This window comes from Microbispora corallina (genome assembly GCF_016863035.1).
Lineage (GTDB): Bacteria > Actinomycetota > Actinomycetes > Streptosporangiales > Streptosporangiaceae > Microbispora > Microbispora corallina.
In genome coordinates, this window is the sequence record NZ_BOOC01000002.1 from 101,508 (window position 1) to 124,506 (window position 22,999).

General features: G+C 73.3%; 23 protein-coding genes and 1 tRNA gene. 16 read left to right on the forward strand and 8 right to left on the reverse strand.

The window, feature by feature from the left end; translation table 11 throughout:
- Nucleotides 1-53: 53 nt before the first annotated feature.
- The 11 genes from mtlA to galK all read left to right on the forward strand — a co-directional run bounded on the left by mtlA (nucleotide 54) and on the right by galK (nucleotide 10,157).
- A complete protein-coding gene (gene mtlA / locus Mco01_RS02640; RefSeq protein WP_204055293.1) occupies nucleotides 54-1,247 on the forward strand; it encodes a mannitol-specific PTS transporter subunit IIC in 1,194 nt (397 codons plus the stop codon).
- 4 nt (nucleotides 1,248-1,251) lie between these two features.
- On the forward strand, nucleotides 1,252-1,560 hold the full coding sequence (locus tag Mco01_RS02645) for a PTS sugar transporter subunit IIBC family protein (protein ID WP_036322186.1): 309 nt from the start codon (nucleotides 1,252-1,254) through the stop codon (nucleotides 1,558-1,560).
- Nucleotides 1,553-2,032 (forward strand): PTS mannitol transporter subunit IIA, encoded by a 480-nt coding sequence (locus Mco01_RS02650; protein ID WP_204055294.1) that lies wholly within the window; start codon nucleotides 1,553-1,555, stop codon nucleotides 2,030-2,032. The genes Mco01_RS02645 and Mco01_RS02650 overlap by 8 nt, the downstream gene beginning before the upstream one ends.
- On the forward strand, nucleotides 2,029-3,069 hold the full coding sequence (locus Mco01_RS02655; RefSeq protein ID WP_204055295.1) for a zinc-dependent dehydrogenase: 1,041 nt from the start codon (nucleotides 2,029-2,031) through the stop codon (nucleotides 3,067-3,069). Before Mco01_RS02650 ends, Mco01_RS02655 begins: the two co-directional genes overlap by 4 nt.
- Nucleotides 3,070-3,081: 12 nt before the next feature.
- The gene (locus Mco01_RS02660; RefSeq protein WP_036322191.1) at nucleotides 3,082-3,366 is read left to right on the forward strand and encodes an HPr family phosphocarrier protein; all 285 of its coding nucleotides are present in this window, start codon (nucleotides 3,082-3,084) and stop codon (nucleotides 3,364-3,366) included.
- A 147-nt stretch (nucleotides 3,367-3,513) separates the two neighbouring features.
- Entirely contained in the window at nucleotides 3,514-4,389 is an 876-nt protein-coding gene (locus Mco01_RS02665; protein WP_239103283.1) for a helix-turn-helix domain-containing protein, read from the forward strand.
- A complete protein-coding gene (locus Mco01_RS02670; protein WP_204055296.1) occupies nucleotides 4,386-4,796 on the forward strand; it encodes a VOC family protein in 411 nt (136 codons plus the stop codon). Before Mco01_RS02665 ends, Mco01_RS02670 begins: the two co-directional genes overlap by 4 nt.
- 119 nt (nucleotides 4,797-4,915) lie before the next feature.
- Nucleotides 4,916-6,580 (forward strand): catalase, encoded by a 1,665-nt coding sequence (locus Mco01_RS02675; RefSeq protein WP_204055297.1) that lies wholly within the window; start codon nucleotides 4,916-4,918, stop codon nucleotides 6,578-6,580.
- Between the two features lie 130 nt (nucleotides 6,581-6,710).
- Nucleotides 6,711-8,480, forward strand: a complete 1,770-nt coding sequence (locus Mco01_RS02680) for an alpha/beta hydrolase (RefSeq protein WP_204055298.1) — start codon at nucleotides 6,711-6,713, stop codon at nucleotides 8,478-8,480.
- A gap of 65 nt (nucleotides 8,481-8,545) precedes the next feature.
- The gene (locus Mco01_RS02685; RefSeq protein WP_204055299.1) at nucleotides 8,546-8,962 is read left to right on the forward strand and encodes a hypothetical protein; all 417 of its coding nucleotides are present in this window, start codon (nucleotides 8,546-8,548) and stop codon (nucleotides 8,960-8,962) included.
- Between the two features lie 73 nt (nucleotides 8,963-9,035).
- Nucleotides 9,036-10,157: a galactokinase gene (gene galK / locus Mco01_RS02690; RefSeq protein ID WP_204055300.1), complete on the forward strand. Its 1,122-nt coding sequence runs from the start codon at nucleotides 9,036-9,038 to the stop codon at nucleotides 10,155-10,157.
- A gap of 70 nt (nucleotides 10,158-10,227) precedes the next feature.
- Here galK and Mco01_RS02695 read toward each other — a convergent pair whose 3' ends face one another.
- The 3 genes from Mco01_RS02695 to Mco01_RS02705 all read right to left on the reverse strand — a co-directional run bounded on the left by Mco01_RS02695 (nucleotide 10,228) and on the right by Mco01_RS02705 (nucleotide 12,531).
- The gene (locus Mco01_RS02695; RefSeq protein WP_204055301.1) at nucleotides 10,228-10,998 is read right to left on the reverse strand and encodes an enoyl-CoA hydratase-related protein; all 771 of its coding nucleotides are present in this window, start codon (nucleotides 10,996-10,998) and stop codon (nucleotides 10,228-10,230) included.
- Nucleotides 10,999-11,061: 63 nt separating this feature from the next.
- Nucleotides 11,062-12,204, reverse strand: coding sequence for a nitric oxide synthase oxygenase (locus Mco01_RS02700; protein WP_239103284.1), 1,143 nt, complete (start codon nucleotides 12,202-12,204; stop codon nucleotides 11,062-11,064).
- Nucleotides 12,205-12,458: 254 nt separating this feature from the next.
- Nucleotides 12,459-12,531, reverse strand: a tRNA-Asn gene (locus Mco01_RS02705).
- Between the two features lie 155 nt (nucleotides 12,532-12,686).
- Between Mco01_RS02705 and Mco01_RS38885 the strand changes: the two genes are divergently transcribed.
- Entirely contained in the window at nucleotides 12,687-12,992 is a 306-nt protein-coding gene (locus Mco01_RS38885) for a YtxH domain-containing protein (RefSeq protein WP_239103285.1), read from the forward strand.
- A gap of 150 nt (nucleotides 12,993-13,142) precedes the next feature.
- Here the strand turns inward: Mco01_RS38885 and Mco01_RS02715 are convergent, their stop codons facing one another.
- The 3 genes from Mco01_RS02715 to dnaG all read right to left on the reverse strand — a co-directional run bounded on the left by Mco01_RS02715 (nucleotide 13,143) and on the right by dnaG (nucleotide 17,102).
- Nucleotides 13,143-13,661, reverse strand: coding sequence for a hypothetical protein (locus Mco01_RS02715; RefSeq protein WP_239103286.1), 519 nt, complete (start codon nucleotides 13,659-13,661; stop codon nucleotides 13,143-13,145).
- A gap of 232 nt (nucleotides 13,662-13,893) precedes the next feature.
- Nucleotides 13,894-15,033 carry an RNA polymerase sigma factor RpoD gene (gene rpoD / locus Mco01_RS02720; protein ID WP_036322200.1) on the reverse strand — a complete coding sequence of 380 codons (1,140 nt, stop codon included), beginning with the start codon at nucleotides 15,031-15,033 and terminating at the stop codon, nucleotides 13,894-13,896.
- 146 nt (nucleotides 15,034-15,179) lie between these two features.
- Nucleotides 15,180-17,102, reverse strand: coding sequence for a DNA primase (gene dnaG / locus Mco01_RS02725; protein ID WP_204055303.1), 1,923 nt, complete (start codon nucleotides 17,100-17,102; stop codon nucleotides 15,180-15,182).
- 171 nt (nucleotides 17,103-17,273) lie between these two features.
- Here dnaG and Mco01_RS02730 point away from each other — a divergent pair, with 171 nt between their 5' ends.
- Nucleotides 17,274-18,089 carry a M23 family metallopeptidase gene (locus tag Mco01_RS02730; protein ID WP_204055304.1) on the forward strand — a complete coding sequence of 272 codons (816 nt, stop codon included), beginning with the start codon at nucleotides 17,274-17,276 and terminating at the stop codon, nucleotides 18,087-18,089.
- 16 nt (nucleotides 18,090-18,105) lie between these two features.
- On the opposite strand, the gene Mco01_RS02735 is transcribed toward Mco01_RS02730, so the two are convergent.
- On the reverse strand, nucleotides 18,106-18,534 hold the full coding sequence (locus Mco01_RS02735) for a MarR family winged helix-turn-helix transcriptional regulator (protein ID WP_204055305.1): 429 nt from the start codon (nucleotides 18,532-18,534) through the stop codon (nucleotides 18,106-18,108).
- Between the two features lie 77 nt (nucleotides 18,535-18,611).
- On the opposite strand from Mco01_RS02735, the gene Mco01_RS02740 reads away from it, so the two are divergent.
- Both Mco01_RS02740 and Mco01_RS02745 read left to right on the forward strand, forming a co-directional pair.
- The gene (locus Mco01_RS02740; RefSeq protein ID WP_204055306.1) at nucleotides 18,612-19,247 is read left to right on the forward strand and encodes a TIGR03086 family metal-binding protein; all 636 of its coding nucleotides are present in this window, start codon (nucleotides 18,612-18,614) and stop codon (nucleotides 19,245-19,247) included.
- A gap of 191 nt (nucleotides 19,248-19,438) precedes the next feature.
- Complete coding sequence (locus tag Mco01_RS02745) at nucleotides 19,439-20,566, forward strand: sensor histidine kinase (RefSeq protein WP_204055307.1); 1,128 nt, start codon at nucleotides 19,439-19,441, stop codon at nucleotides 20,564-20,566.
- Between the two features lie 28 nt (nucleotides 20,567-20,594).
- Here Mco01_RS02745 and Mco01_RS02750 read toward each other — a convergent pair whose 3' ends face one another.
- Nucleotides 20,595-21,947 carry a deoxyguanosinetriphosphate triphosphohydrolase gene (locus tag Mco01_RS02750; protein ID WP_204055308.1) on the reverse strand — a complete coding sequence of 451 codons (1,353 nt, stop codon included), beginning with the start codon at nucleotides 21,945-21,947 and terminating at the stop codon, nucleotides 20,595-20,597.
- A 211-nt stretch (nucleotides 21,948-22,158) separates the two neighbouring features.
- Between Mco01_RS02750 and Mco01_RS02755 the strand changes: the two genes are divergently transcribed.
- Nucleotides 22,159-22,983, forward strand: coding sequence for a hypothetical protein (locus tag Mco01_RS02755; RefSeq protein WP_036322207.1), 825 nt, complete (start codon nucleotides 22,159-22,161; stop codon nucleotides 22,981-22,983).
- Nucleotides 22,984-22,999 lie beyond the last annotated feature (16 nt).

The following is a 22,999-nucleotide window of genomic DNA, read 5'->3' on the forward strand; positions in this document are numbered from 1 at the left end:
GCAACTCCCCCCAGCCGGCCCGCCGGGCCGGCCGCCCCGGAAGGAGCACGACATTGGCCACCCCGTACACCCCCACCGTCCACGGAACCGGTGTGAGGGCGACGATCCAGCGCTTCGGCGGTCACCTCGCCGGGATGATCATGCCCAACATCGGCGCCTTCATCGCCTGGGGCCTCATCACGGCCCTGTTCATCCCGACCGGCTGGGTGCCCAACACCACGCTGGCGGCCCTGGTCGGCCCGGTCATCAAGGTGCTGCTCCCCGTGCTCATCGGGTACACGGGCGGCCGCATGGTCCACGGCCAGCGCGGCGCGGTCGTCGGCGCGGTGGCGACCATGGGCGTCGTCGTCGGGGCGGACGTCCCGATGTTCCTCGGCGGCATGATCATGGGCCCGCTCGCCGCGTACGTGCTCAAGCACGTCGACCGGTTCACCGAGGAGCGGACGCGGGCCGGGTTCGAGATGCTGGTGGACAACTTCACCGCGGGCATCGTGGGCGCCCTCGCCGCCATCGCCGGCGTCCTCGCCATCGGCCCGGTCGTGGAGCGGTGCACCCAGGTGGCGGAGAGCGGCGTCGAGTGGCTGGTGAACCACCACCTCCTGCCGATCGCCTCGGTCATCATCGAGCCGGGCAAGGTCCTGTTCCTCAACAACGCGATCAACCACGGCGTCCTCGGCCCGCTGGGGGTCGCCGAGACGGTCCAGCACGGCAAGTCGATCCTGTTCATGCTGGAGTCGAACCCCGGCCCCGGCCTCGGCCTGCTCATCGCGTACCTGCTGTTCGGCCCGCGCGCCCTGCGGCCCAGCACGCCCGCCGCCATCGTGATCCACTTCCTCGGCGGCATCCACGAGATCTACTTCCCGTACGTGCTGATGAGGCCGCGCCTGATCCTGGCCGTCATCGCGGGCGGCGCGTCCGGCATCCTGACGTTCCTGGTCACCGGGGCGGGGCTGGTGGCCACGCCGTCCCCCGGCAGCATCTTCGCCTACATGGCCGTCACCCCCAAGGGCGGCTGGTTCGGCGTGATCGCCGGCATCGTCGTCGCCACGGCCGTCTCGTTCGCGGTGGCGTCGGCCCTGCTCGGCTTCGGCCGGGGCGCCGGGGACGACTCCGGGGAGCCGGCAGCCGAGGCCGCCGAGGCCGCCGAGGCCGCGGACGCCGCCGACGGGACGGCCGCCGACGGGACCACTCCCGAGACCACCGCCGTCGAGATCAACACCACCGTTCCGGCCGCCAAGGAGGCGTGACGCCGTGTCCACCATCGAGAGCAAGGACGTCCACAAGATCGTCGTGGCCTGCGACGCGGGGATGGGCAGCAGCGTGATGCTGGCGAGCCAGCTCCGCAGGCAGCTCAAGGGCTCCTCCGTCGCCGTGGAGCACACCCCGGTCAACTCGATCCCCACGGACGCCGACGTGATCCTGTGCCACGTCGGGCTGGCGGCCCGGGCCCGGGCGACCGCCCCCGGCGTCGTGCTCGTGCCGTTCCAGGTCTTCATCGGCGACCCCGCCGTCACCCGGCTCGTCACGACCATCAAGAACGGCGGGACGATCAATGGCTGACCGGGCCGGCACGGCCCCGCTCCCCCTCGACCCCCGCGCCGTACGGCTGGACGCCGTCGCCGCGGACGTCGAGGACGCGATCCGGCAGTGCGGGCGGACCCTCGCCGCCGTCGGCGCCGTGGACGGCTCGTACACGGAGGCGATGCTGGAGCGGGAGCGGTCGATCTCCACGTACGTCGGGGAGGGAGTCGCCATCCCCCACGGGACGCTGGTCTCCAAGGACGCCGTCCGGCACGACGCGGTCTGCGTGCTGCGCTTCCCCGGCGGGGTCGACTGGCACGGCGAGCGCGTGACGGTGTGCGTCGGCATCGCCGCCCGCGGCGACGGCCACGTCCGGCTGCTGTCGGAGCTCGCGCGGATCCTGCTCGACCCGGACCGGGCCGCCGCGCTGCGGGACGCGACCGAGGTCGCCGCGGTCGTCGCCCTGCTCACCCCCGATCCGGACTCCGAAGGAGAGGACGCATCCGAGTGAAGGTCGCCCGATTCCACGCGCCCGGCGACATCCGCCTCGAGGACGTGCCGGAGCCCCGGCCGCGCCCCGGCGAGGTCAAGGTGCGCGTGCGCAACTGCTCCACCTGCGGCACCGACGTGAAGATCTTCCGGTACGGCCACCACCACATCAGGCCGCCGCGCGTGATGGGGCACGAGATCGCCGGCGAGATCGCCGAGCTGGGCGACGGCGTGACCGGGTGGAGCCCCGGCGACCGCGTCCAGGTCATCGCCGCCATCCCCTGCGGGGTCTGCGAGGAGTGCCGCCGGGGGCACCGCACCGTCTGCCCCAACCAGGAGTCGATGGGCTACCACTACGACGGCGGCTTCGCCCAGTACATGATCGTGCCGGCCAAGGTCCTCGCCGTGGACGGCCTCAACCGGATCCCGGACGGCGTGGGCTTCGCGGAGGCCTCGGTCGCCGAGCCCCTCGCCTGCGTCCTCAACGGCCAGGAGCTGGCCCGGGTCGGCGACGGCGACGACGTCGTGGTGGTCGGCTCCGGGCCGATCGGCTGCCTGCACGTGCGGCTGGCCCGCTCGCGCGGGGCGGGCCGGGTGTTCCTCGCCGACCTCAACGCCGACCGCCTCGCCATGGCCGCCGACCTGGTCCGGCCCGACGCGGCCATCTGCGCCGGCGACGTCGACCTGGTCGACGAGGTGCGCAAGCTCACCGGAGGACGCGGGGCGGACGTCGTCGTCACGGCGGCGGCCTCGGGCGCCGCCCAGGAGCAGGCGGTGCAGATGGCGGCCCGCCAGGGGCGGATCAGCTTCTTCGGCGGGCTGCCGAAGGACGACCCGGTCATCCGGCTCGACTCCAACCTCGTCCACTACCGGGAGCTCACGATCGTCGGGGCGAACGGGTCGAGCCCGGCACACAACGCGCGAGCCCTGGGCCTGATCGCCGGCGGGGCCGTCCCCGTGGCCGACCTCATCACCCACCGGCTCGGGCTCCCCGAGGTCCTGGACGCCATCGACGTCGTCGGCCGCGGCGCGGCCATCAAGGTCACCATCGAGCCCTGAAGGAGGTTCGCGATGCCGGAAAGGACCGTGGCGGTCGCGTCGCGCTCCGGTTTGCACGCCCGCCCCGCCAAGATCTTCGTGCAGGCCGCGGCCAGGCAGGGGACGCCGGTGCGGATCCGCGTCGGGAACGGCGCGCCGGTCCGGGCCGACAGCATGCTGGCCGTGCTGTCCCTCGGCGCGGAGCACGGCACCGAGGTCACGCTGGAGGCGGACGGCCCGGGCGCCGACGAGGCGCTGGCCTCCCTGGCCGAGCTCCTCGGCCGCGACCTCGACGCCGAGGGCGCCCCGGGCGCCTGACCTCGCCCGCTCCCCGCCCGCGCCTCCCGCCGGCCCCCCTGCGAGGCCGGGACGAGCGAGGGGACGCGCGACCGTGCCGCGCCGGGGCAGACTGGGAGCGGAACCCCTCCCCGCGGGGAGGGACCGGCGCGGGCTGGAGGGCGTGAGGTGGCGGGCGAACCATTGGGCGAGTACGTCCGGCGGCCGCCCGCGCTCCCGCTCCGGGCGCTCGTGGCCGAGTACGGCGGCTACCGGGAGGCCGGCGCGGCGCCCCGGGTCCACCGCGGGCTGCCCTCGCCGTACCTCACGCTGATCGTCACGCTCGACGACCCGCTCGTGGTGGCCGCGCACCCCGACCCCCGCACCCCACCCGGGTCGTACGACACGCTGGTGGGCGGGCTCCACACCACGCCCGCGCTGATCACGCACGACGGGAGGCAGTCGGGCGTCCAGATCTCGCTCACGCCGCCCGGCGCCCGCGCCCTGCTGGGAGTCCCGGCGGGCGAGCTGTCCGGGCTGGACCTGGACGGCGCCGACGTGCTCGGGCCTCTGGCGTGCGAACTGCGCGAGCGCCTGCGGGAGGCCCCCGGGTGGTCCGAGCGCTTCGCCGTGCTCGACGAGGTGCTGCTGCGCCGCGTGGCCTCGGCGCCGGCGCCCGCGGCCGAGGTCCAGTGGGCCTGGCGGCGGGTCGCCTCCAGCGGCGGCGGCGTGAGCGTGGCGGACCTCGCGGCCGGCGTGGGATGGAGCACCCGGCACCTGGCCGAGCGGTTCCGGCGGGAGATCGGACTCGGGCCGAAGGAGGCGTGCCGGGTCGTCCGGTTCCACCGGGTGCGGCGGGCGCTGCAACAGGCCGCGCTGACCGGGTCGCGCCTCACTCTGGCCGACGCCGCGGCGGCCCACGGCTACTGCGACCAGGCGCACCTGGCGCGCGAGTTCGGCGCGCTGGCCGGGCTGCCGCCCAGCGCGTGGCTGGCCGAGGAGTTCCCCTGGTTCCGAAACGTCCAAGCCGCCGGTCTCGGTACGGCCACAGACTCGTGGGCATGAGCGACACCACACCACCGCCCCAGGTCTGGCCCACGCTGCGCGCCCGCGACGCGCGCGCCCTCATCCGGTTCCTCGTCGACGCGTTCGGCTTCGAGGAGACCGCCGTGTACGGCGACGGGGACCACGTCGACCACGCCCAGCTCACCTGGCCCCTCGGGGGCGGGATCATGCTCGGGTCGGTCCGGGACACCCCCGGCGACACGTGGAACCTCACCCCCGGATCGTTCGGGGCGTACGTCGTGACCGACGACCCCGACGCGGTGTACGCGCGGGCGACCGCCGCGGGGGCGCGGGTCGTCCGGGAGCCGGAGGACCACGACTACGGCTCCCGGGGGTTCGAGGTGCGGGATCCGGAAGGCAACCTCTGGTCCTTCGGCACCTACCGGGGCGAGCCAAGCAAAACTTGAATCGACCCGGTTTTCGCGTCGTAAATCGATGAATAGGCCGCGCAAAAGCGGATAGGGAGTGCCTGACATGCACGAACAGGGCTAAACGCGGCCTACATCGATGAGAGGAGACGTCCGGCATGACGGACGTGTCGAGCAAAGGACCGGGGCCCGGGGACGATCGTCCCGTGCTGACCAACCGGCAGGGACACCCGATCTACGACAACCAGAACCAGCGCACCATCGGCGCGCGCGGGCCGGCGACCCTCGAGAACTATCACTTCCTCGAGAAGATCAGCCACTTCGACCGGGAGCGCATCCCGGAGCGGGTCGTCCACGCGCGCGGCACCACGTCGTACGGATTCTTCGAGGCCTACGGCTCCTGGGGCGACGAGCCCATCGCCCGGTACACCCGGGCCAGGCTCTTCCAGGAGGCCGGCAAGCGCACGGACGTCGCGGTCCGCTTCTCCACGGTGATCGGCGGCCGGGACTCCTCCGAGTGCGCCCGCGACCCGCGCGGATTCGCCGTCAAGTTCTACACCGAGGACGGCAACTGGGACCTCGTCGGCAACGACCTCGCGGTGTTCTTCATCCGGGACGCCGTCAAGTTCCCCGACGTCATCCACGCCCTCAAGCCCGACCCGGTCACCTTCCGCCAGGACCCGAACCGGATCTTCGACTTCATGTCGCAGACCCCCGAGAGCCTGCACATGCTCGTCAACCTGTTCAGCCCCCGCGGCATCCCGGCCGGCTACCGGCACATGCAGGGGTTCGGGGTGAACACGTACAGGTGGGTGAACGCCGAGGGCGAGACCCGGCTGGTGAAGTACCACTGGATGCCCAAGCAGGGCGTCCGCAGCATGACGGCCGCGGACGCGGCCCGCATCCAGGCGAACGACCTGGGCCACGCCACCAGGGACCTGCGCGAGGCCATCGACAGGGGCGAGTACCCCGAGTGGGAGCTGCTCGTCCAGATGATGAGCGACGACGAGCACCCCGAGCTGGACTTCGACCCGCTGGACGACACCAAGGTCTGGCCCGAGGACGTCTTCCCGGCCAAGCCGGTCGGCCGCATGGTCCTCGACCGGAACGTGTCCAACCAGTTCGCCGAGAACGAGCAGATCTCGTTCGGCACCGGCGTCCTGGTCGACGGCCTCGACTTCTCCGACGACAAGATGCTCGTGGGCCGCACCTTCTCCTACAGCGACACCCAGCGGTACCGGGTCGGGCCCAACTACCTGCAGCTTCCGGTCAACCAGGCGAAGAACGCGCAGGTGCGGACCAATCAGCGGGACGGCCTGATGACCTACCACGTCGACACAGGCGGCGAGAACCCGCACGTCAACTACGAGCCCTCGATCACCGGCGGGCTCAGGGAGGCGGAGTATCCGACGCACGACGAGCAGGGTCCGGAGATCGTGGGCCGAATCACCCGCAAGCGGATCCCGCGGACCGACGACTACACGCAGCCGGGCCAGCGCTACCTGCTGATGGAGGAGTGGGAGCGCGACGACCTCGTGGAGAACCTGACCACCATGCTGTCCGAGTGCGTCCGTCCCATCCAGGAGCGGATGGTCTGGCACCTCCTGCTGGCCGAGGACGACCTCGGGCTGCGTGTGGGCGAGGGTCTCGGCATCACGCCTGACGACGTCAAGCACCTGGAGCCGCTGGCCGGCCAGGACCTGACGGAGGAGGACCAGGCGCGCCTCGCCAACCTCGGCAAGAACGGCCCCCGCGACGTGTCCGGCCTGAAGATGACGCACTGCGTCCCGGACGAGCGCGCGACCGTCGCCGCCGAGAGCTGACGACCGCGGTCACGGAGCCCGGCCCCCCTTGGGAGCCGGGCTTCCGGCGTCTTCCCGGGCCTTCGGGAATTACCCGGAGGAAGCGGCGATCGTCTGAGAGGACCGGCCCGCCCCTGCGAAGCTGGCGCTCATGTCGGGAACGGCGGCCGCGCGGACGATGGGCAGGCTCGCCGCCGCGGCCGCCGCCCACTGCGCCGACCTGGACCCGGCCGCCCGTCTGACGGCCGCGCACGCCTGGGTCGGCGGCGGCGCCCCCCGCTTCGCGAACGACCTCGCCCGCCACCGCGCCGCCCTCCAGTCCGCCCTCGAGTCGGCGCTCGGCGCGGTCTCCGCCCTCGCCGCCCGGCAGGGCTCCCCCTCCCCCGGCGTGCCACAGGTGCGGACGTCCGTGACGGTCATGGTGGCGACGCCCGGGCCGTACCGGGGGGTGGACCCGCGGGCGATGGGCGGCCTGATCGCCGCGCTGGACACGGCGGCCGGCCGCCTGCCCGATCTCGCGACCCTCCTCCGGGCCGAGCTGGCCGCCCTGTGCCTTCCGGCGGGCGACGGCCTGACCGTCGCCCGGATCGCCGCCTGGGCCGCCGAGCAGGCGCGGGACCTGCGCCGCCGCCTCGACCTGATCCAGCGGGCGGAGGACGGCACCGGTCTCGTGCCGGCCGGCCTGATCGGTTTCGGGCTGTTCGGGGCGTTCGCCGCCGACCCCGGCGACGCCGGGACGCTGCTGCGACGCGCCGCCTCGGGCGACGCCGGGGCCCTGACGGCCCTGCTCGCCCTGCAGGCGCGGGGCGCCGACCCCGGGCTCGCCGCCCGCGTCCACGCCTGGTGGCGGGCGCTGCCCCAGGAACGGCGCGACGAACTGGTCGCCGCGGCGCCCGGCGGCGTCGGCTCGCTCGACGGCCTTCCGGCCGCCGTACGCGATCGGGCGAACCGGCTGTTCCTGACGGCGGAGAAGGCCCGGCTGACGGCCGAGTGCCGCCGGCTCGTCGCGCTCATGGGGCGGACGGGCGAGCCCGGCGTGCTCCTCACCCTCGACGCCGCGCAGCGCGCCCTGGACAAGGTCCTCCTGGTCGAGCGGGCGCTCGCGCCGGGCGGCGCCGGCGGCCTCCCGCACGCGTACCTGCTCGCGTTCGACCCCACCGGGCTCGGGCGGCTCGTCGTCTCGTGGGGCGACCCCGACACGGCCGACACGACGGTGACGTACGTCCCCGGCCTCGGCAGCCGCCTCGACGGCGCGGACGGCGACGTCGAGCGGGCCCGCCAGCTGTGGCAGCAGTGCCGGGCCACCGCCACCGGGCGGCGGGTCGCCTCGATCGCCTGGCTCGGGTACGACGCCCCGCAGATCGGACCGGCGATGATCACGCCGGGGACGTCGGTGGCGACGGAAGCGCCGGCCACGGCGGGCGCGGGAGCGCTCGCGTCCTTCGCCGACGGGCTGCACGCCGCCCACCGGCCCGCCTCGGACGCGCGCAACGTCGTCCTCGGCCACAGCTACGGCTCCCTGGTCGCGGGCAAGGCCGCCCTGCTGCGGCCGGGTCGCCTGGCGGACGAGTTCGTCTTCGTGGGCAGCCCCGGAGTCGGCGTCGAGCACGCGACCGACCTCGGCGTCCCGGCCGCGCACGTCTGGGTGGGCGAGGCGGGCAACGACCCGGTGGCGTACCTCGGCCGTTTCGCCGCCGACCCCGGCGACGCCTCCTTCGGCGCCCGCCGCTTCTTCGTCCAGCGCACCCTCATCGCCGACGCCCACTCCAGCTACTGGAACCCGCACTCGGCGTCGCTGCTCAACATGGCGATGATCGTGAACGGCCGGTACGACGCGCTCATCCAGCCGAAGCCGCTCGAACGGCCCGAGCTGCTGATGCCGGAACTCGCCCCCGACGCTTTGCGGGGGTGGGACCGGTGAGACGCGTGCTGTGCGCTCTTCTGGCGGCGGTGCTGGTCGGCTGCGGGGGCGTGAGGAGCGAAGCGGTGGACAGGACGTTGAGCGAGCACGAGGCGCTGGACCGCATCGGCGCGCTCATCACCTCCACGGCGGCGGTCCTGCGTCCGCACCCCCGCCTGGAGCCTCTGACACTGTTCACCGTCCCCGGCCGCTGCCAGGCCTCGGACGGCGGCGCCGGCCGGATCGTCGTGAGCCGTGCCTACTGGCTGCGCGAGGTGCCGGCACGGGACAACGTCCACGTGGCACGTCAGGTCGTGGACGAGTGGACCAGGCAGGGGCACACGCTCGTCGGAACCGGGGGCTTCGAGTCCGGGCATCCGAACGTGTCCGCCCTGTCGCGGCCGGACGGGTTCGTCCTGGCGCTGGCCTGGGCGGAGGGGGACCATCTCTACCTCGCCGCCACCTCGCCCTGCGTCCGTCCCGACCGGACACCGGCTCCCTGATCATCCGGACCCTGGCGGGCGACGGGAGGCGCTACCCTACGGGAAGGCCGGAGTTGTTGAGGAGTGTGTGATTATGCGCGTTGTTGATGCTTTCCGGGAGGCGTACGGCGCCGAGCCCGCCGGGGTGTGGCACGCGCCGGGGAGGGTCAACCTGATCGGCGAGCACACCGACTACAACGACGGCTTCGTCCTGCCGTTCGCGGTCCCGTGGGGCGTCACCGCCGCCGTCTCGCCCCGTGAGGACGGCGTGATCCGCATCCGCTCGCTCCAGGCGCCGGGCAAGGACCAGGTGCTCGACGACCCCGACCGGGCCGAGGGGTGGGCCCGCTACCCCGTGGGCGTCGTGTGGGTCATGCGCGAGCGCGGCCTGCCGGTCGGGGGCGCCGACATCGTCATGGACGGCGACGTGCCCGCGGGCGCCGGGCTGTCCTCCAGCGCCGCCCTGGAGGTCTGCGCCGCCCTCGCCCTGAACGACCTGTACGACCTCGGCCTGGAGCGCATGGAGCTCGCCAGGATCGGCCAGAAGGCCGAGAACGACTTCGTCGGCATGCCGTGCGGGATCATGGACCAGGCGGCCTCGGCGCTGAGCCAGGAGGGGCACGCCCTCTTCCTCGACTGCCGCTCCCTGGGCAGCCGCTCGATCCCGTTCGACCTGGCCGCGCACGGACTCCAGCTGCTGATCATCAACACCGGCGTCCACCACGAACTGGCGGACGGGCAGTACGCCCGCCGCCGCCGGGACTGCGAGAACGCCGCCAAGCACCTCGGCCTGGCGTCCCTGCGCGACGTGACCGACCTCACCGCCGCGCTGGCCCGGCTGAGCGGCGACGAGCGGGCGCGCACCCAGCACGTCGTGACGGAGAACCACCGCGTCGAGGCCGTGATCGGGCTGCTGCGGGCGGGAGCCGTCCAGGAGATCGGCGCGCTGCTCAACGCGTCGCACCTGTCCCTGCGCGACCAGTACGAGGTGTCGTGCGACGAGCTCGACGTCGCCGTGGAGTCGGCGATCAAGGGCGGCGCCCGGGGCGCCCGGATGACCGGCGGCGGCTTCGGCGGCTCGGCGATCGCGCTCGTGGCCGACGACCGGGTGGACCGGGTGCGCGCCACGGTCGCCGGGGCCTACGAGGAGCGCGGCTGGGCCGCCCCCGAGTTCCTGCCGGCCGTCCCGGCCCCCGGAGCCCGCAGGCTGGCCTGACCCGCCGCGGACCACGAAGCCGCGCCGGCGCTCCCGCCCGGTGCGGCCCGGCGCTCCCCGCCGGTAGGGGTCAGCCGAGCGGCGGGAACCGCGGGGGCCTGCGTTCGAGGAACGCGCCCACTCCCTCGGCGAAGTCGGGCCGCCCGAACGACTCGGCCATGAGCCGGACGGCCCTGTCACGGGACTCGTCGAGCCCGGTCTCCCAGTCGCCCCACACCTGCCGCTTGATGATGGACATCGAGGTGGGCGAGCACTCCCTGGCCAGCTCGCCCGCGTAGGCGAGGGCCTCCTCCAGCAGCCGCTCCCCCGGCACGGCCCGGACGGCCAGGCCCATGGCGTACGCCTCGGCGCCGCTGAAGACCCGGGCGGACAGCAGCAGGTCCATGGCCCGGGCCTGCCCGGCGAGCCGGGGGAGGATCCACGCCAGGCCGTACTCCGCGATCAGCCCGCGACGGGAGAAGGCGGTCGTCCACTTGGCGTCCTCGGCCGTGAGGACGACGTCGCAGACGAGGGCGTGCACCATGCCGAGGCCGGCGCACGCGCCGTTCACGGCGGCGACGATCGGTTTGCGGATCGTCGCCGGGAACGTGGTGGGCCGGTCGTCCGGCTTCCCGGCGTACTCCCCCGACCCGATCTCGGTGAGCGTCCGGAAGTCCGCCCCGGCGCAGAAGCCCCGTCCCGCGCCCGTGACGACGACGGCCCGCACCGAGGGGTCGCGGTCGGCCTCCTCCAGCAGGTCGAAGTAGCTCCGTCCCATCTCGTCGGTCCAGGCGTTCAGCCGGTCGGGCCGGTTGAACGTCAGGAGCCGCACGCCGCCGTCGTCCTCGGACAGCACCACCATGGCCGCCTCCTTCGCAGAACTATGTTCTACCCCAGGAGGCCGTCCCGGGGAACGGCCGGGCCGTCAGTCCCGGGTACGGCGGACGAAGGCGGGCGTGAGGCTCACGTCGTCGTAGTACCGGTGGAAGACCGGCGTGGCGGCCCCGGACAGCGGCGGCACGATCCACGACCAGTCGGCGGGGCAGACCCGCCCGTTGCGCTCCTCCTTGTCCAGATGAATCATGAACCGCCGCGCCTCGGTGTGGTGGTCGGTCATGGTCACGCCGTCCTCCTCGAAGGAGTGGAGCACGGCGAGGTTCAGCTCCACGAGGGCCTGGTCGCGCCAGAGCGTCCGGTCGTGGGAGGTGTCGAGGCCGAGCCGCTCGGCCACCACGGGGAGCTGGTCGTAGCGGTCCGCGTCGGCCAGGTTGCGCGCGCCGATCTCGGTGCCCATGTACCAGCCGTTGAACGGCGCGCAGGGGTAGGTCACGCCCCCGATCTCCAGGGACATGTTCGAGATCGCCGGCACCGCGTGCCACTTGAGCCCGAGCTCCGCGAACCAGGGCAGCCGCGGGTGCCGCAGGGGCACCTCCAGGACCGCGTCGGAGGGCACCTCGCGCATGGAGAGGATGTCCTTGGTCTCGATGAGCAGCGGGAGCAGGTCGAACCTGGTCCCCTCGCCCCGCCACCCCATCCGGCGCGCCCACTCCGTGATCTCGGTGTTCGCGGGGTCGCCGGTCACGGAGCCGTCGGAGCCGACGTACCCCGCGTACCGGATGAGCTGGTCGTTCCAAATTCGCGGCGCGCGCTCCCCGGGCGTGTCGGGGGCGAACACCGTGATCGTCGGACGGATCCGGCCGCCGTTGGTCGCGACCCTGAGATGCTCCACGCACTCCTCGGCGACGCCGTCCGCCGTGTCCACGTGCCGGTGGTCCCGCACGCGCAGCGAACGCCAGTAGAGCCGTCCGATGCACTTGTTGCTGTTGCGCCACGCCACCCGGGCGCCGAACTCCAGTTCCTCGGGCGTGTGGGTGTACGTCCCCCGCTGCGAGACCTCAGCGAGGACCTCCCTGAGCCGGGGTCCCACCGGCCCCGCGGAGGGGTTCTCCGCGTGGTACAGCCGGATGAAGTCCTCTGCCTCCCGCCTGTCGATCTCCCCTTCGCGCTCCGGTTCCCGTACGGCCTCCGCCGTCTTCCTGGACCTCAACCACGTCAGCACGACCGCCACACACTTCACACTCGCGGGCATCGCACGCCGGTTCCGGGATGGCGGGGACGCCCTTCACGCAGTGGCCCTCACCCCACTGCGACGTCTGTGGTCCGCGGCTGCCGCGGCCCGAAGGCAGCGGCGCTCACATTTTCTGTGAAGTCCCATGATTTGTCCGGCGAATCCATACACTCGCGTGCCGGGTGGGACAGGCGCAACGCGAAAACCCCGGCGGGGGGCGACCTGTCGATCGCCCCCCGCCGGGGTGTGAGAAGCTCCCGCGATAGGACTCGAACCTATAACCTGCCGGTTAACAGCCGGCTGCTCTGCCGATTGAGCTACACGGGACTGCTTCGCTCCGCCCGACCTGGCCTTTCGGCCTTCCTTGCGGCGCGGAACTAGATTAGCGCACTCCGGGGGGTGTCTGTCACATCCATTGCTGTTGGATAGTTGCAGGCCCTCGGGGTAGGGGGTGCGGGGAACACGAGCGCGGGAGGTGGAAGATGCGGTACAAGGCGATGTTCGTCACGGGGCTGGCGGTCGGGTACGTCCTCGGCACGCGGGCCGGGCGCGAGCGGTACGAGCAGATCAAGCGCTTCGCGCAGCGGGTCGCCGACAGCCCGTCGGTCCAGGAGGCGGCGGGGCTGGTGGGGGCCCAGGCGTCGAAGGTGGCGGGCAAGGCCAAGGACCTCGCGGGCGACAGACTCGGCGCCAAGGTGCCGTTCCTGCGCAGACAGGAGTCGTGGGAGACCGACAGGGTGGGGGCCGCGACCGGCTGGCCGAGCACCGACCCCGACCGGCTCACCTGACATATCCCCCGCGTACGGCAGCAGGCGCGACAGCCCCCGGCGACCGCTGGGGGCTTTCTCGCATACGGTCTCGTTTCCGGAATCGCCGAATTAGTAATGAACCTCCGGCTATATCCCTTTTGTTCGTTTTCTCGGCGGGCCGGCGGCCGTTCAGACGCCGAGGCTGCGCCGCATCTCCTCCAGGGCCTGCTCGGCGAGGGCGCGCAGGCCGGGGTCGGACGCGTCGAGGCCCGGGTCGAAGACGAACTCCCATCGCGGCGTGTCGTAGCCGGGCACGCGGCGGGCGACCAGACGCACTCCCCCGCGGGCGTCCAGGGCCACGTGGCGGCTGGCCACGATCGACGCGGTGACGCGCTCCCTGACCGTCTCGGGCAGCGCGCCCGGCTCGGGCAGGGTCACGCGGTGGGCCAGCCCGTCGGTCATGGTGACCGTCACGCCCTCCTCGTCCCACACCGCCTTGTCCATGAGGTGCCAGGGCAGGCGGAGGCCGCCGGGCAGGTGGAGCGCGTGGGTGGTCGCCACGACGTAGTCGCCCTCGGACGTCCGGGCGTGGCTGATGGGCCGTTCCCCGGCGTCGAGGGCGAGAGCCGCGCGGACCTCCGCGGGCAGGCGGCGGGAGCCGAGCAGGCGCACGGACCTGCCGAAGAGGGAGGGCTTCGAGTCAGCCAAGGGGCACCGCCAGAGAGCGCGACCGTCGTCGGGTACGTCCGCAGGCTATCCGGCCCCGCCGGCCGCCCACGAGCCGGGTACGGGCCCACAGGCCGCCCGCGTCCAGCCCTCCAAACCCAGGCCAGGCCCGCGCGTGTCCGGCCCTCTCGACGCGGCCAGGCCGCGTGGGTCCGGTCCCCCGGACGCGGCGGGGCCCCGCGGAGGGTCTCCGCGGGGCCCCGTCGACGGCGCGTCAGTCGAGGTAGTCGCGCAGCATCTGCGCCCGCGTGGGGTGGCGCAGCTTGGCCAGCGTCTTGGACTCGATCTGGCGGATGCGCTCGCGCGTCACACCGAACTCCCGGCCGACCTCCTCCAGCGTCCGGGGGTGGCCGTCCGCGAGACCGAAGCGCAGCTGGATGATCCGCTGCTCGCGCTCCGACAGCGTGGCCAGGATGTCGTCGAGCTGGTCCTGGAGCATGATGAAGGCGGCCGCCTCGATGGGCACCACGGCGTCGGCGTCCTCGATGAAGTCGCCGAGGTCGGAGTCCTCCTCACCGATGGGCGACTGGAGGGAGACCGGCTCCTGCGCGATGCGCTGGATCTCCACGACCCGGTCGATCGGCAGGTCCATCTCCGCCGCGATCTCCTCGGGGGCCGGCTCGCGCCCGAGGTCCTGGTGGAGCTGGCGCTGCACCCGGACGAGCTTGTTGATCGTCTCGACCATGTGCACCGGGATGCGGATCGTCCTGGCCTGGTCGGCGATGGCCCGGGTGATCGCCTGCCGGATCCACCAGGTGGCGTACGTCGAGAACTTGTAGCCCTTGGTGTAGTCGAACTTCTCGACCGCCCGGATCAGGCCCAGGTTGCCCTCCTGGATCAGGTCCAGGAAGAGCATGCCGCGGCCGACGTACCGCTTGGCGATGGAGACCACGAGCCGCAGGTTGGCCTCGATGAGGCGCTGCTTGGCCCGCACGCCCTCCCAGACGAGGTCCTCCAGCTCGGGGCGGCCCAGCCGGGCGGCGCCGCTCTCGCAGAGCTTGTCCTCGGCGAACAGCCCCGCCTCGATGGCCTTGGCGAGCTCGACCTCCTCCTCCGCGGTGAGCAGCGGAACCCGGCCGATCTCGCGGAGGTAGATCCTGACCAGGTCGCTCGTCGGCGCCCGTTTGCCGACATCCTCCTCGTCGGGCCTGCTGGGCTCCTCGTCGCCTTGCGGCTCGAGGACCTCGACCCCGTTTTCGGCGAGCATGCGCACGACGCGCTCCAGCGCGTCGGCGGGAAGCTCGGATCGGTCGAGCGCGGCGGCCACGTCGTCAACCGTGACGCTTCCGCGCTCCCTTCCCTTAGCGACGAGGTCCGCCACCTGGTCTACCGATGGCGGCCTGCTTGGCAGCACCGATGCACCCACGCATCACAGTGTGCGGTATAGGCACCGCAAAATGGCAGGCCTATTTTTGTCACCCAAGGTAAGGCAGAAGTCAATACCGAATCGAGATCAAAACATATGTTTGGCGACTGTGAGATCTGGAAAGGGTGGTTAATTCAGGCCCCGGTCGCGCGTTCCCGCAACACGCGTCGCTGCTGCTCCAGGGCCACGAGCTCGCCGAAGAGACGGTTGTACTCCTGCTGTTCGTCGACCGGGTTGAGACGTTGGAGACGCGACTTCACCTGGATCACCGCACGGCCCACGGCGGTCTCCTGCAATTTCGCGAGAACGGCCGTGCCGTATCGCTCCTCGCCGCTCACGTCGGCGCGCAGCGCCTCGACGGCGAACCGCGTGACGAGCGACGGCAGGTCGATTCCCGGCTCTCCCTGCGCCGGGGTCTCCGCCGCCTGGACGAGCAGCCGGTCGACCCATTCACGGCCGCCCGGGCCGCCGGAGGCGGTGCCGCCCGCCGCCATGATCAGCTCGTGCAGCGCGACGTGCTCGGGCCGGGTGAAGGTGCCGGGGCCGAGCGCGTCGAACTCCGGGCCGAGCAGGGCAGGCCGCTGGACGGCGAGCTTGAGCGCCTCGGCCTCCAGCCGTATGGCGGGGTCGGGCGGCTCCTGCCGGGCCGGCGCGGGAGGCGCGGCGGCCCCCGGCCTGCCCGGGCGGGCCGCGGCCTGCTGCCCCGGGCCTCGCTGCGGACCGCGCTGCAGGCCGGCGACCTGCTGGATGCGCTGGATGACGAACCCCTCGTCCATGAAGCCGAGCCAGCGGTCGAGGTCGACGAGGTAGGCCTTGCGCAGGCCGGGGTCCTTGATGGAGGCGACGACCGGGGCGGCGGCGTCCAGCGCGGCGAGCCGTCCCTCGTTGGTGTTCAGGTCGTAGCGGGACAGCACGCTGCGGATGGCGAAGGCGAACAGCGGCTCGCGCCCCGCGATGAGGTCGCGCACGGCCGCGTCGCCGTGCTTGACCCGCAGGTCGCAGGGGTCGAGGCCGTCGGGCTGGATCGCGACGAAGGTCTGCGTGACGAACTTCTGCTCGTCCTGGAACGCCCGCAGCGCGGCCTTCTGCCCGGCGGAGTCGCCGTCGAAGGTGAAGATGACCTCGCCGCGGAACTCGGCCTGGTCGAGCAGCAGCCGGCGCAGGACCTTGATGTGGTCCTCCCCGAACGACGTGCCGCAGGTGGCGACCGCGGTCGGGACGCCGGCCAGGTGGCAGGCCATCACGTCGGTGTACCCCTCGACGATGACGGCCTGGGACCGCCGCGCGATCTCCCGCTTGGCCAGGTCGACGCCGTACAGCACGGAGCTCTTGTGGTAGATCGGGCTCTCGGGCGTGTTGAGATATTTCGGGCCGTCGTCGGAGTCGAGCAGCTTGCGCGCCCCGAAACCGATGACGTCGCCGGTGATGTCGCGGATCGGCCAGACGAGCCGGCCGCGGAAGCGGTCGACCGGCCCGCGGCGGCCCTCCCGGGCGAGCCCGCCCTTGATCAGCTCCTGCGAGGTGAAGCCCCGGGCCATGAGGTGGCGGGACAGGGCCTCCCACTCGGCGGGGGCGTATCCCACCCCGAAGTGCTCGGCGTCGGCCCGCTCGAAGCCCCGCTCCGACAGGAACCGCCGCCCCGGCGCCGCATCGGGCGTGGCGAGCTGGGCGGCGTAGAACTCGGCGGCGGCCTTGTGGGCCTCGATCAGGCGCAGCCGCTCTCCCTGCTCGCGCCCCGGCACGTAGCCGCCCTGCTCGTACCTGAGCTGGATGCCGGCCCGCTGGGCGAGCCGCTCCACGGCCTCGGTGAAGGTCAGGTTCTCGATCTTGCGGACGAACGTGATGACGTCGCCGCCCTCGGCGCAGCCGAAGCAGTAGTAGTAGCCCCGGGCCGGCGTGACGTTGAACGAGGGCGACTTCTCGTCGTGGAACGGGCACAACCCCTTGAGGTTGCCCCCGCCCGCGTTGCGCAACTGGATGTGCTCGCCGACGACGTCGGCGATCGGCGAGCGCTCCCGCACGAGCGCGATGTCCTCGTCACTTATCCGCCCTGCCACGCTCGCGAGTCTAGAGCGTGGGGACGACACGTTGAGCTGCGCCCGTCTCATCGGCATCACGGATGAGATCGGTCCACCACGGTACGGATACGACTTTCGCCAACTGGTCGTGACGAATGCGATCGTCCCGGTAAAAAGGACAGGTTCGGTAATGTCGACCAGGTGGAGATCATGCGATCGGGGAGACTGGCCGCCCTCGCGGGCGCCACGTGCCTGGCCGCCTCGTGCGGCGCGCCCGCCGGGGTGGCCGGTGTGAGCACGCTGCCGCCCTCGCCTCCGGTGCCCGTCGCCGGGCATCCGTCCCCGGGCGGGATCGTTCCGCCCCCGGCCGAGGACCCGGTACGGGTGCCTCCGCCGAAGCTGTCGCCCTACACCTACGCCTTCCCGGTGAAGGGGTGCCGGGTGTCCTACTCCCGGAAGCTGCTGGTGCTGCCGAAGACCACGATCTGGGCGGGCCGGGGGTGCGCCTTCGTCTCGCCCGTGGACGGCGTGGTGACCGAGGTGAACGTCCGGAACCAGTGGACGCCGTCCACCGACCGCGGGGCGGACCGCGAGGGCCGCTTCGTCACCGTGAAGGGCGAGGACGGCGTGCTGTACCTGGGCGGCCACCTCGACTCGGTCGAGGACGCCGTGCGGGTGGGCGCGAAGGTGAAGGCGGGGCAGCTTCTCGGCAGGGTGGGCAACTCGGGGAACGCCCGCGACACCGCGCCCAACCTCTACTTCGCGATGTCGTGGCCGGCGCCGCCGCAGTACTGGTGGATCCGCCGCGGCATGGTGCCGCCGTGGACCTACCTGGACTCCTGGGACGACGGCAACCGGACCCTGTCGCCGCGCAAGGAGACCCTGGCGCTGCGTAAGCGGCTTGGCACGCTCCCGGCCTGCGTCCAGTTGTGCGCCTCCAAGCCGGGCTCTCCGCAGAAGGAGCAGGAGACCAAGCCGCCGAAGAAGGCCGACCCCGACGACACGCGGGTGGTCGTGCCCCTGTAGGAGGCGCCGATCGGCTTCACGGAAAGCCCGGCGCGAGGGCGGACAGCGTGCGCAGGGCGCGCAGGAACGGCTCCCTGTCCTCCTCCGCCAGCCGGGCCAGCACCCGTTCCTCCATGGCCCGGATGCCCCTCCGCGCGGCATCCCGCACGCGGCGTCCCTCCGGCGTGAGCGACAGCAGGCGGGCGCGCCGGTCGCCCGGGTCGGGCACGCGGTCGATCAGGCCCCGGCCCTGCAGGCCGTCGAGCACGGCGATGATCCGCGTCTTGTCGGCCCCGATCGACTCGGCCAGCGCGGCCTGCGTCCGCAGCGGCCGGTCGCCGAGCGCCAGCAGCACCACGTAGGCCCACATCGTCAGGCCGTGCTCCGCCAGCACGGGCCGCTCGGCCTCCACCAGAGCCCGGCTCAGCGTCTCCGTCATCGCGGCCAGGTCGGGACGGTCTCGCACCCGTCACAGCGTACGCGTTGGCAAATGATAAGCATGCGCATACGATAGGCGCCTGCTTATCTTCTGCGGGAGGCGTAATGGACATACGGGACCTGGACCGGCGGGCCGTCCTCGACAGCGTGGCGATGGTCACGCGGATCGGGGCGGGCGATCTCGCCCGCCCCACGCCGTGCGCCGGGTGGACACTGGCCGACCTGCTCGGGCACATGACGGCCCAGCACCACGGCTTCGCGGCGGCCGCCGAGGGCACGGGGGCGGATCGGGAGGCCTGGCGGGTCCGCCCGCTCGGGGAGGACCCGCCTGCCGCCTACGCCGCGGCCGCCGAGCGGGTGACCGCGGCGTTCGCCGCGGAGGGGGTGTTCGGCCGCCGGTTCGCCCTGCCCGAGTTCGGGGAGGAGGCGGTGTTCCCCGCGGCGCAGGCCATGGGGTTCCACTTCATCGACTACCTCGTGCACACCTGGGACGTGGCGCGGTCGCTCGGGACCGTGTACGAGCCCGAGCCCGGCCTGGCGGAGGCCTGCCGCCCGCTCGCCCTGGCCGTGCCGGACGGGCGGGCGCGCCTGGTGCCGGGGGCGGCGTTCCGGCCGGCGCTGCGCGCTCCAGCCGGGGCGTCGCCGTTCGCCGAGATCCTCGCGTTCCTCGGCCGCTCCCCCATATGGGACCCCGTCGCCCACCCCGCCCCGGGCCGGAGCACGGACTCCGAATTCCAGTAGACCGGCCCCGGCCGCCGCCCGCGCCGTCCGCCGCGGCGGGGGCGCCGGCCGCGACCAGGACGACCGCGTCCCCCTACGGCGTCCGCCTACTGCGAGGGCCGTAGGAGCCGCGAAGGTACTGCGCGTGCGGTAGCCGGCCGATCCTCCTCGCGCAGGAGTCGCCCGTGCCGGCCTCCGGTTAGGGTGCGCGCATGAGCACAGGACGGTTCGCTGTCCGCGCCGGTGCCGGAGACTGGGCGATCGCGGTCTGCGTGGCCGCGACGCTGCTGTTCACCGGGCTGTCCGGGCGGCACTCCGCCACGAACCTCGACCTGCCCGGCTACGCGCTGCTGGCGGCCGGCGGCCTGGCGCTGGGCGCGCGCCGCCGCGCGCCGGTTTTCGTCCTGGCCGTCACCGGGCTGTGCGCGGTGGGGTACCAGGCCGCCGGTTTCGACGTTCCCGCCGTCGCGTACCTGTTCGCGGTGTACGGGGCCGTGCGGGCGGGACACCGCACCACCACAGTGGCGGTGAGCGTGATCATGCTGGCCGTTCTCCCACTCGCGGCGCTGGCCTCGGGCCTGCACGACCTGGGCGCGGCCTTGGCGCAGGCCCGAGGCGCCCTCGAGCTGGCCTGGCTGATCGCCGCCGGCGCCGCGGGGGAGGCTCTGCGGCAGGCCGAACGGCGGGCGGACGAGGCCGAGCGCACCCGGGAGGAGACCGCGCGGCGCCGCGCCGACGAGGAGCGGCTGCACATCGCGCGGGAGCTGCACGATTCGCTCACCCACCAGATCTCGGTCATCAAGGTGCAGGCCGAGGTCGCCGTTCACCTGGCCCGCAAGCGCGGTGAGAAGGTGCCGGACGCCCTGCTGGCGATCCAGGAGGCCGGGCGGGAGGCGATGCGGGAGCTGCGCGCCGCCCTGGAGGCGCTGCGCGACGACGGCACGGGCCCGCCGCGCGGCCTCGACCACGTGCCGGAGCTGGTGAAACGGGCCCGTACGAGCGGGCTGGACACGACGCTGACGATCGGAGGACGGCGATGCGATCTGCCGGCGGCCGTGGACCGGACCGCCTATCGCATCGTCCAGGAGTCGCTCACCAACATCGCCCGCCACGCGGCCGCCACCACCGCCTCGATCCGGATCGACTACCGTCCTGACGCCCTCGCCGTACGGGTGGACGACGACGGCACGGCCGCGCCGGGCACCGTCCCGATGCCCGGCATCGGACTGCTCGGGATGCACGAACGCGTCGCCGCCCTCGGCGGCCGGCTGCGGGCAGAACCCCGCGACGAGGGCGGCTTCACCGTCCAGGCCGAGCTTCCGATAGGCAGCACGCCGTGATCCCCGTCCCGCCGGGCGGCCTCACAGGTCACCAGGACTGGCGGCGGCCCCAGGACGTGACCCGGGACGGCACGGCCCGGCCGGCCGGCGGCGCGGACGCCAGGCGGCGGTGCCAGGCCATGGCGGAGGCGTCGGTGAGCGAGGCGATCTGGTCCACGACCGCGCGCAGCCGGGCGGCGTCGTCGGGCGCGTTCGCGAAGTCGGCCCGCAGGGCCGGCTCGAGCGTCTCCGGCGCGCCCTGGACGATCAGCGCGCCCAGCTCGGCGATCAGCTCGCGCTGCCGCGCCTGGGTGGCGTGGTGGTCCTCCCGGGACATCACGTAGCGGCCGGTGACACCCTTGAGCAGCGCGCACTCCAGCCGGGTGAGGCGGGGCACGACCAGGTCGGCCGAGTAGCGGCCGTCCGCCTCGTCGTGCGACCGCGGCCCCGCCAGGGCACGGTCCCCGTACGCCTCCCGGGTGGCGTCCTGCGCGGAGCGGCAGAAGCGGCCGATGAGCGCACTGGTGAGGCGCTTGAGGGCGGCCAGGTCGACGAGCCCGGCGTCGAACCGGCCCGGCCACAGCGGCCCGGCGACCAGCCGGGCGAAGATCTCGGCCAGCTCGTTCAGATCGGCGTCGGGGACGTACCAGGCCCGGGCGAGCCGGCACACCTCCAGGCGCTCCTCCGGGTCGCGCAGCTCGGCCGCCGTGACGTACCCCGACAGCAGCGCGTCCTCCAGGTCGTGGACGGAGTAGGCCACGTCGTCGGCCCAGTCCATGATCTGCGCCTCGAAGCTCAGCCGGCGCTCGGGGGCGCCCTCCCTCACCCAGGCGAAGACGCCCAGGTCGTCCGGGTAGACGCAGTACGGCTGGCCCTCGCCGGCCTGGGGGACGCCCGGGAGCCGGCAGGTCGAGGCGGCCCACGGATACTTGCAGACCGCGTCGAGCGACGCCCGGGTCAGGTTGAGCCCGGCGCTGCGGCCGTCCTCGGTGACGACCTTGGCCTCCAGCCGGGTCAGCAGCCGCAGGTTCTGCGCGTTGCCCTGGAACCCGCCGCACGGCCGCGCGAGCTCGTCGAGCGCCGCCTCGCCGTTGTGCCCGAACGGCGGGTGGCCGAGGTCGTGGGCGAGGCAGGCCGTCTCCACGAGGTCGGGGTCGCGGCCGAGGACCTTGCCCATCTCCCGCCCGATCTGGGCGCACTCCAGCGAGTGGGTGAGCCGGGTGCGGGGGCTGTGCAGGCTGGAGTAGTCGGCGGGGGTCACCACCTGGGTCTTGGCGGCCAGGCGGCGCAGCGAGGCGCTGTGGAGCACCCGGGCCCGGTCTCGCTCGAACGCGCTCCGCTCGGGGTCTCCCGGCGGCTCCGGCACCCATCGTGCCTGGTCGTGCTCGTCATAGCGGGCCATTGGTCCTCCTTGCCTCACCGCTTGTGCGACGCCTCCCTCCGGCCGTCCCCGGCAGCGGGGAATGGAGCGTACCCGCGTTCGTCCCGTCTCACGACACTCGATTCGCGGTAGTGGTGAAATACACCTCTTCGTCCCTCTTGTCGCCACCCCTGGCATGAGTGATACTCGGCTTTCCTCGGACACTCTGGGAACTCCCCGAGAAGGAGCCCTGGTGGTGGATCACGAGCTCACGGAGGTCCTCCGATCGGGGCCCTTCGAGCACGCCCTGCGGGCCGCCATCCGCGCCCGGGGGCTGAGCCTCGACCGCCTGCACGCCCGGCTGCGCGAGCGCGGCGTCCGGGTGAGCCTGTCGAGCCTAAGCTACTGGCAGCGCGGCCGGTCGCGTCCCGAGCGGCCCGCGTCCCTCGCGGCCGTCCGGGAGCTGGAGGCCATCCTCGCCCTGCCCGACTACTCCCTGATCGGCCTGCTCGGGCCGCCCCGGCCCCGCGGCGGGCTCGCTCAGCGGGCCCGCGACCCGCTCGCCGTCCTCAGCCACCACGAGCAGGTGACGGTGGACCCCGAGCGCGGACGGCACCGGGCGCACGCGCGCACCGTCCTCCGGGCGACCGTCCCGGGGGTGGACCGCCATCTGGTCGCGCTGCCGCCCGGCGCGACGCTCCTGCGGGCCGAGTACTGCCGGGTCGGGCGCAGCAGCGCGGACGAGACCGGCACCGGGCTGCTCACCGAGCTGATCTTCGACAGGCCGCTCGCCGCCGGGGAGACCCACGTCGCCGAGTACTGGGCGGCGTTCTCCCCCGCCGCGCCGCGGGCCGACCGGCACGAACGGCGGATCCGGGTCCCCGTGGGCCAGGACCTCGTGCAGGTCAGGTTCAAGGGCGCCCGCCTGCCCGTCCGGTGCTTCCACACCTGGTCCCCGGACGCCTCGGCCCCGCCGCGGGACGCGGGCGAGCTGCGCGTCGACGCGTTCGGCGCCGCGCACCTGCTCGACACCGACGTGCGGCCGGGCGTCCGGGGGATCCGGTGGGAGTGGGTGTAGGCCCGCTCCCACCGGC

Bases quoted from the DNA above. Each gene is read 5' to 3' on its own strand.
- Mco01_RS02650 (WP_204055294.1), top strand. From the start codon at position 1,553: ATGGCTGACCGGGCCGGCACGGCCCCGCTCCCCCTCGACCCCCGCGCC.
- Mco01_RS02660 (WP_036322191.1), top strand. From the start codon at position 3,082: ATGCCGGAAAGGACCGTGGCGGTCGCGTCGCGCTCCGGTTTGCACGCC.
- Mco01_RS02670 (WP_204055296.1), top strand. From the start codon at position 4,386: ATGAGCGACACCACACCACCGCCCCAGGTCTGGCCCACGCTGCGCGCC.
- Mco01_RS02675 (WP_204055297.1), top strand. From the start codon at position 4,916: ATGACGGACGTGTCGAGCAAAGGACCGGGGCCCGGGGACGATCGTCCC.
- Mco01_RS02680 (WP_204055298.1), top strand. From the start codon at position 6,711: ATGTCGGGAACGGCGGCCGCGCGGACGATGGGCAGGCTCGCCGCCGCG.
- galK (WP_204055300.1), top strand. From the start codon at position 9,036: ATGCGCGTTGTTGATGCTTTCCGGGAGGCGTACGGCGCCGAGCCCGCC.
- Mco01_RS02695 (WP_204055301.1), bottom strand. From the start codon at position 10,998: ATGGTGGTGCTGTCCGAGGACGACGGCGGCGTGCGGCTCCTGACGTTC.
- Mco01_RS38885 (WP_239103285.1), top strand. From the start codon at position 12,687: ATGCGGTACAAGGCGATGTTCGTCACGGGGCTGGCGGTCGGGTACGTC.
- Mco01_RS02730 (WP_204055304.1), top strand. From the start codon at position 17,274: ATGCGATCGGGGAGACTGGCCGCCCTCGCGGGCGCCACGTGCCTGGCC.
- Mco01_RS02740 (WP_204055306.1), top strand. From the start codon at position 18,612: ATGGACATACGGGACCTGGACCGGCGGGCCGTCCTCGACAGCGTGGCG.
- Mco01_RS02745 (WP_204055307.1), top strand. From the start codon at position 19,439: ATGAGCACAGGACGGTTCGCTGTCCGCGCCGGTGCCGGAGACTGGGCG.
- Mco01_RS02750 (WP_204055308.1), bottom strand. From the start codon at position 21,947: ATGGCCCGCTATGACGAGCACGACCAGGCACGATGGGTGCCGGAGCCG.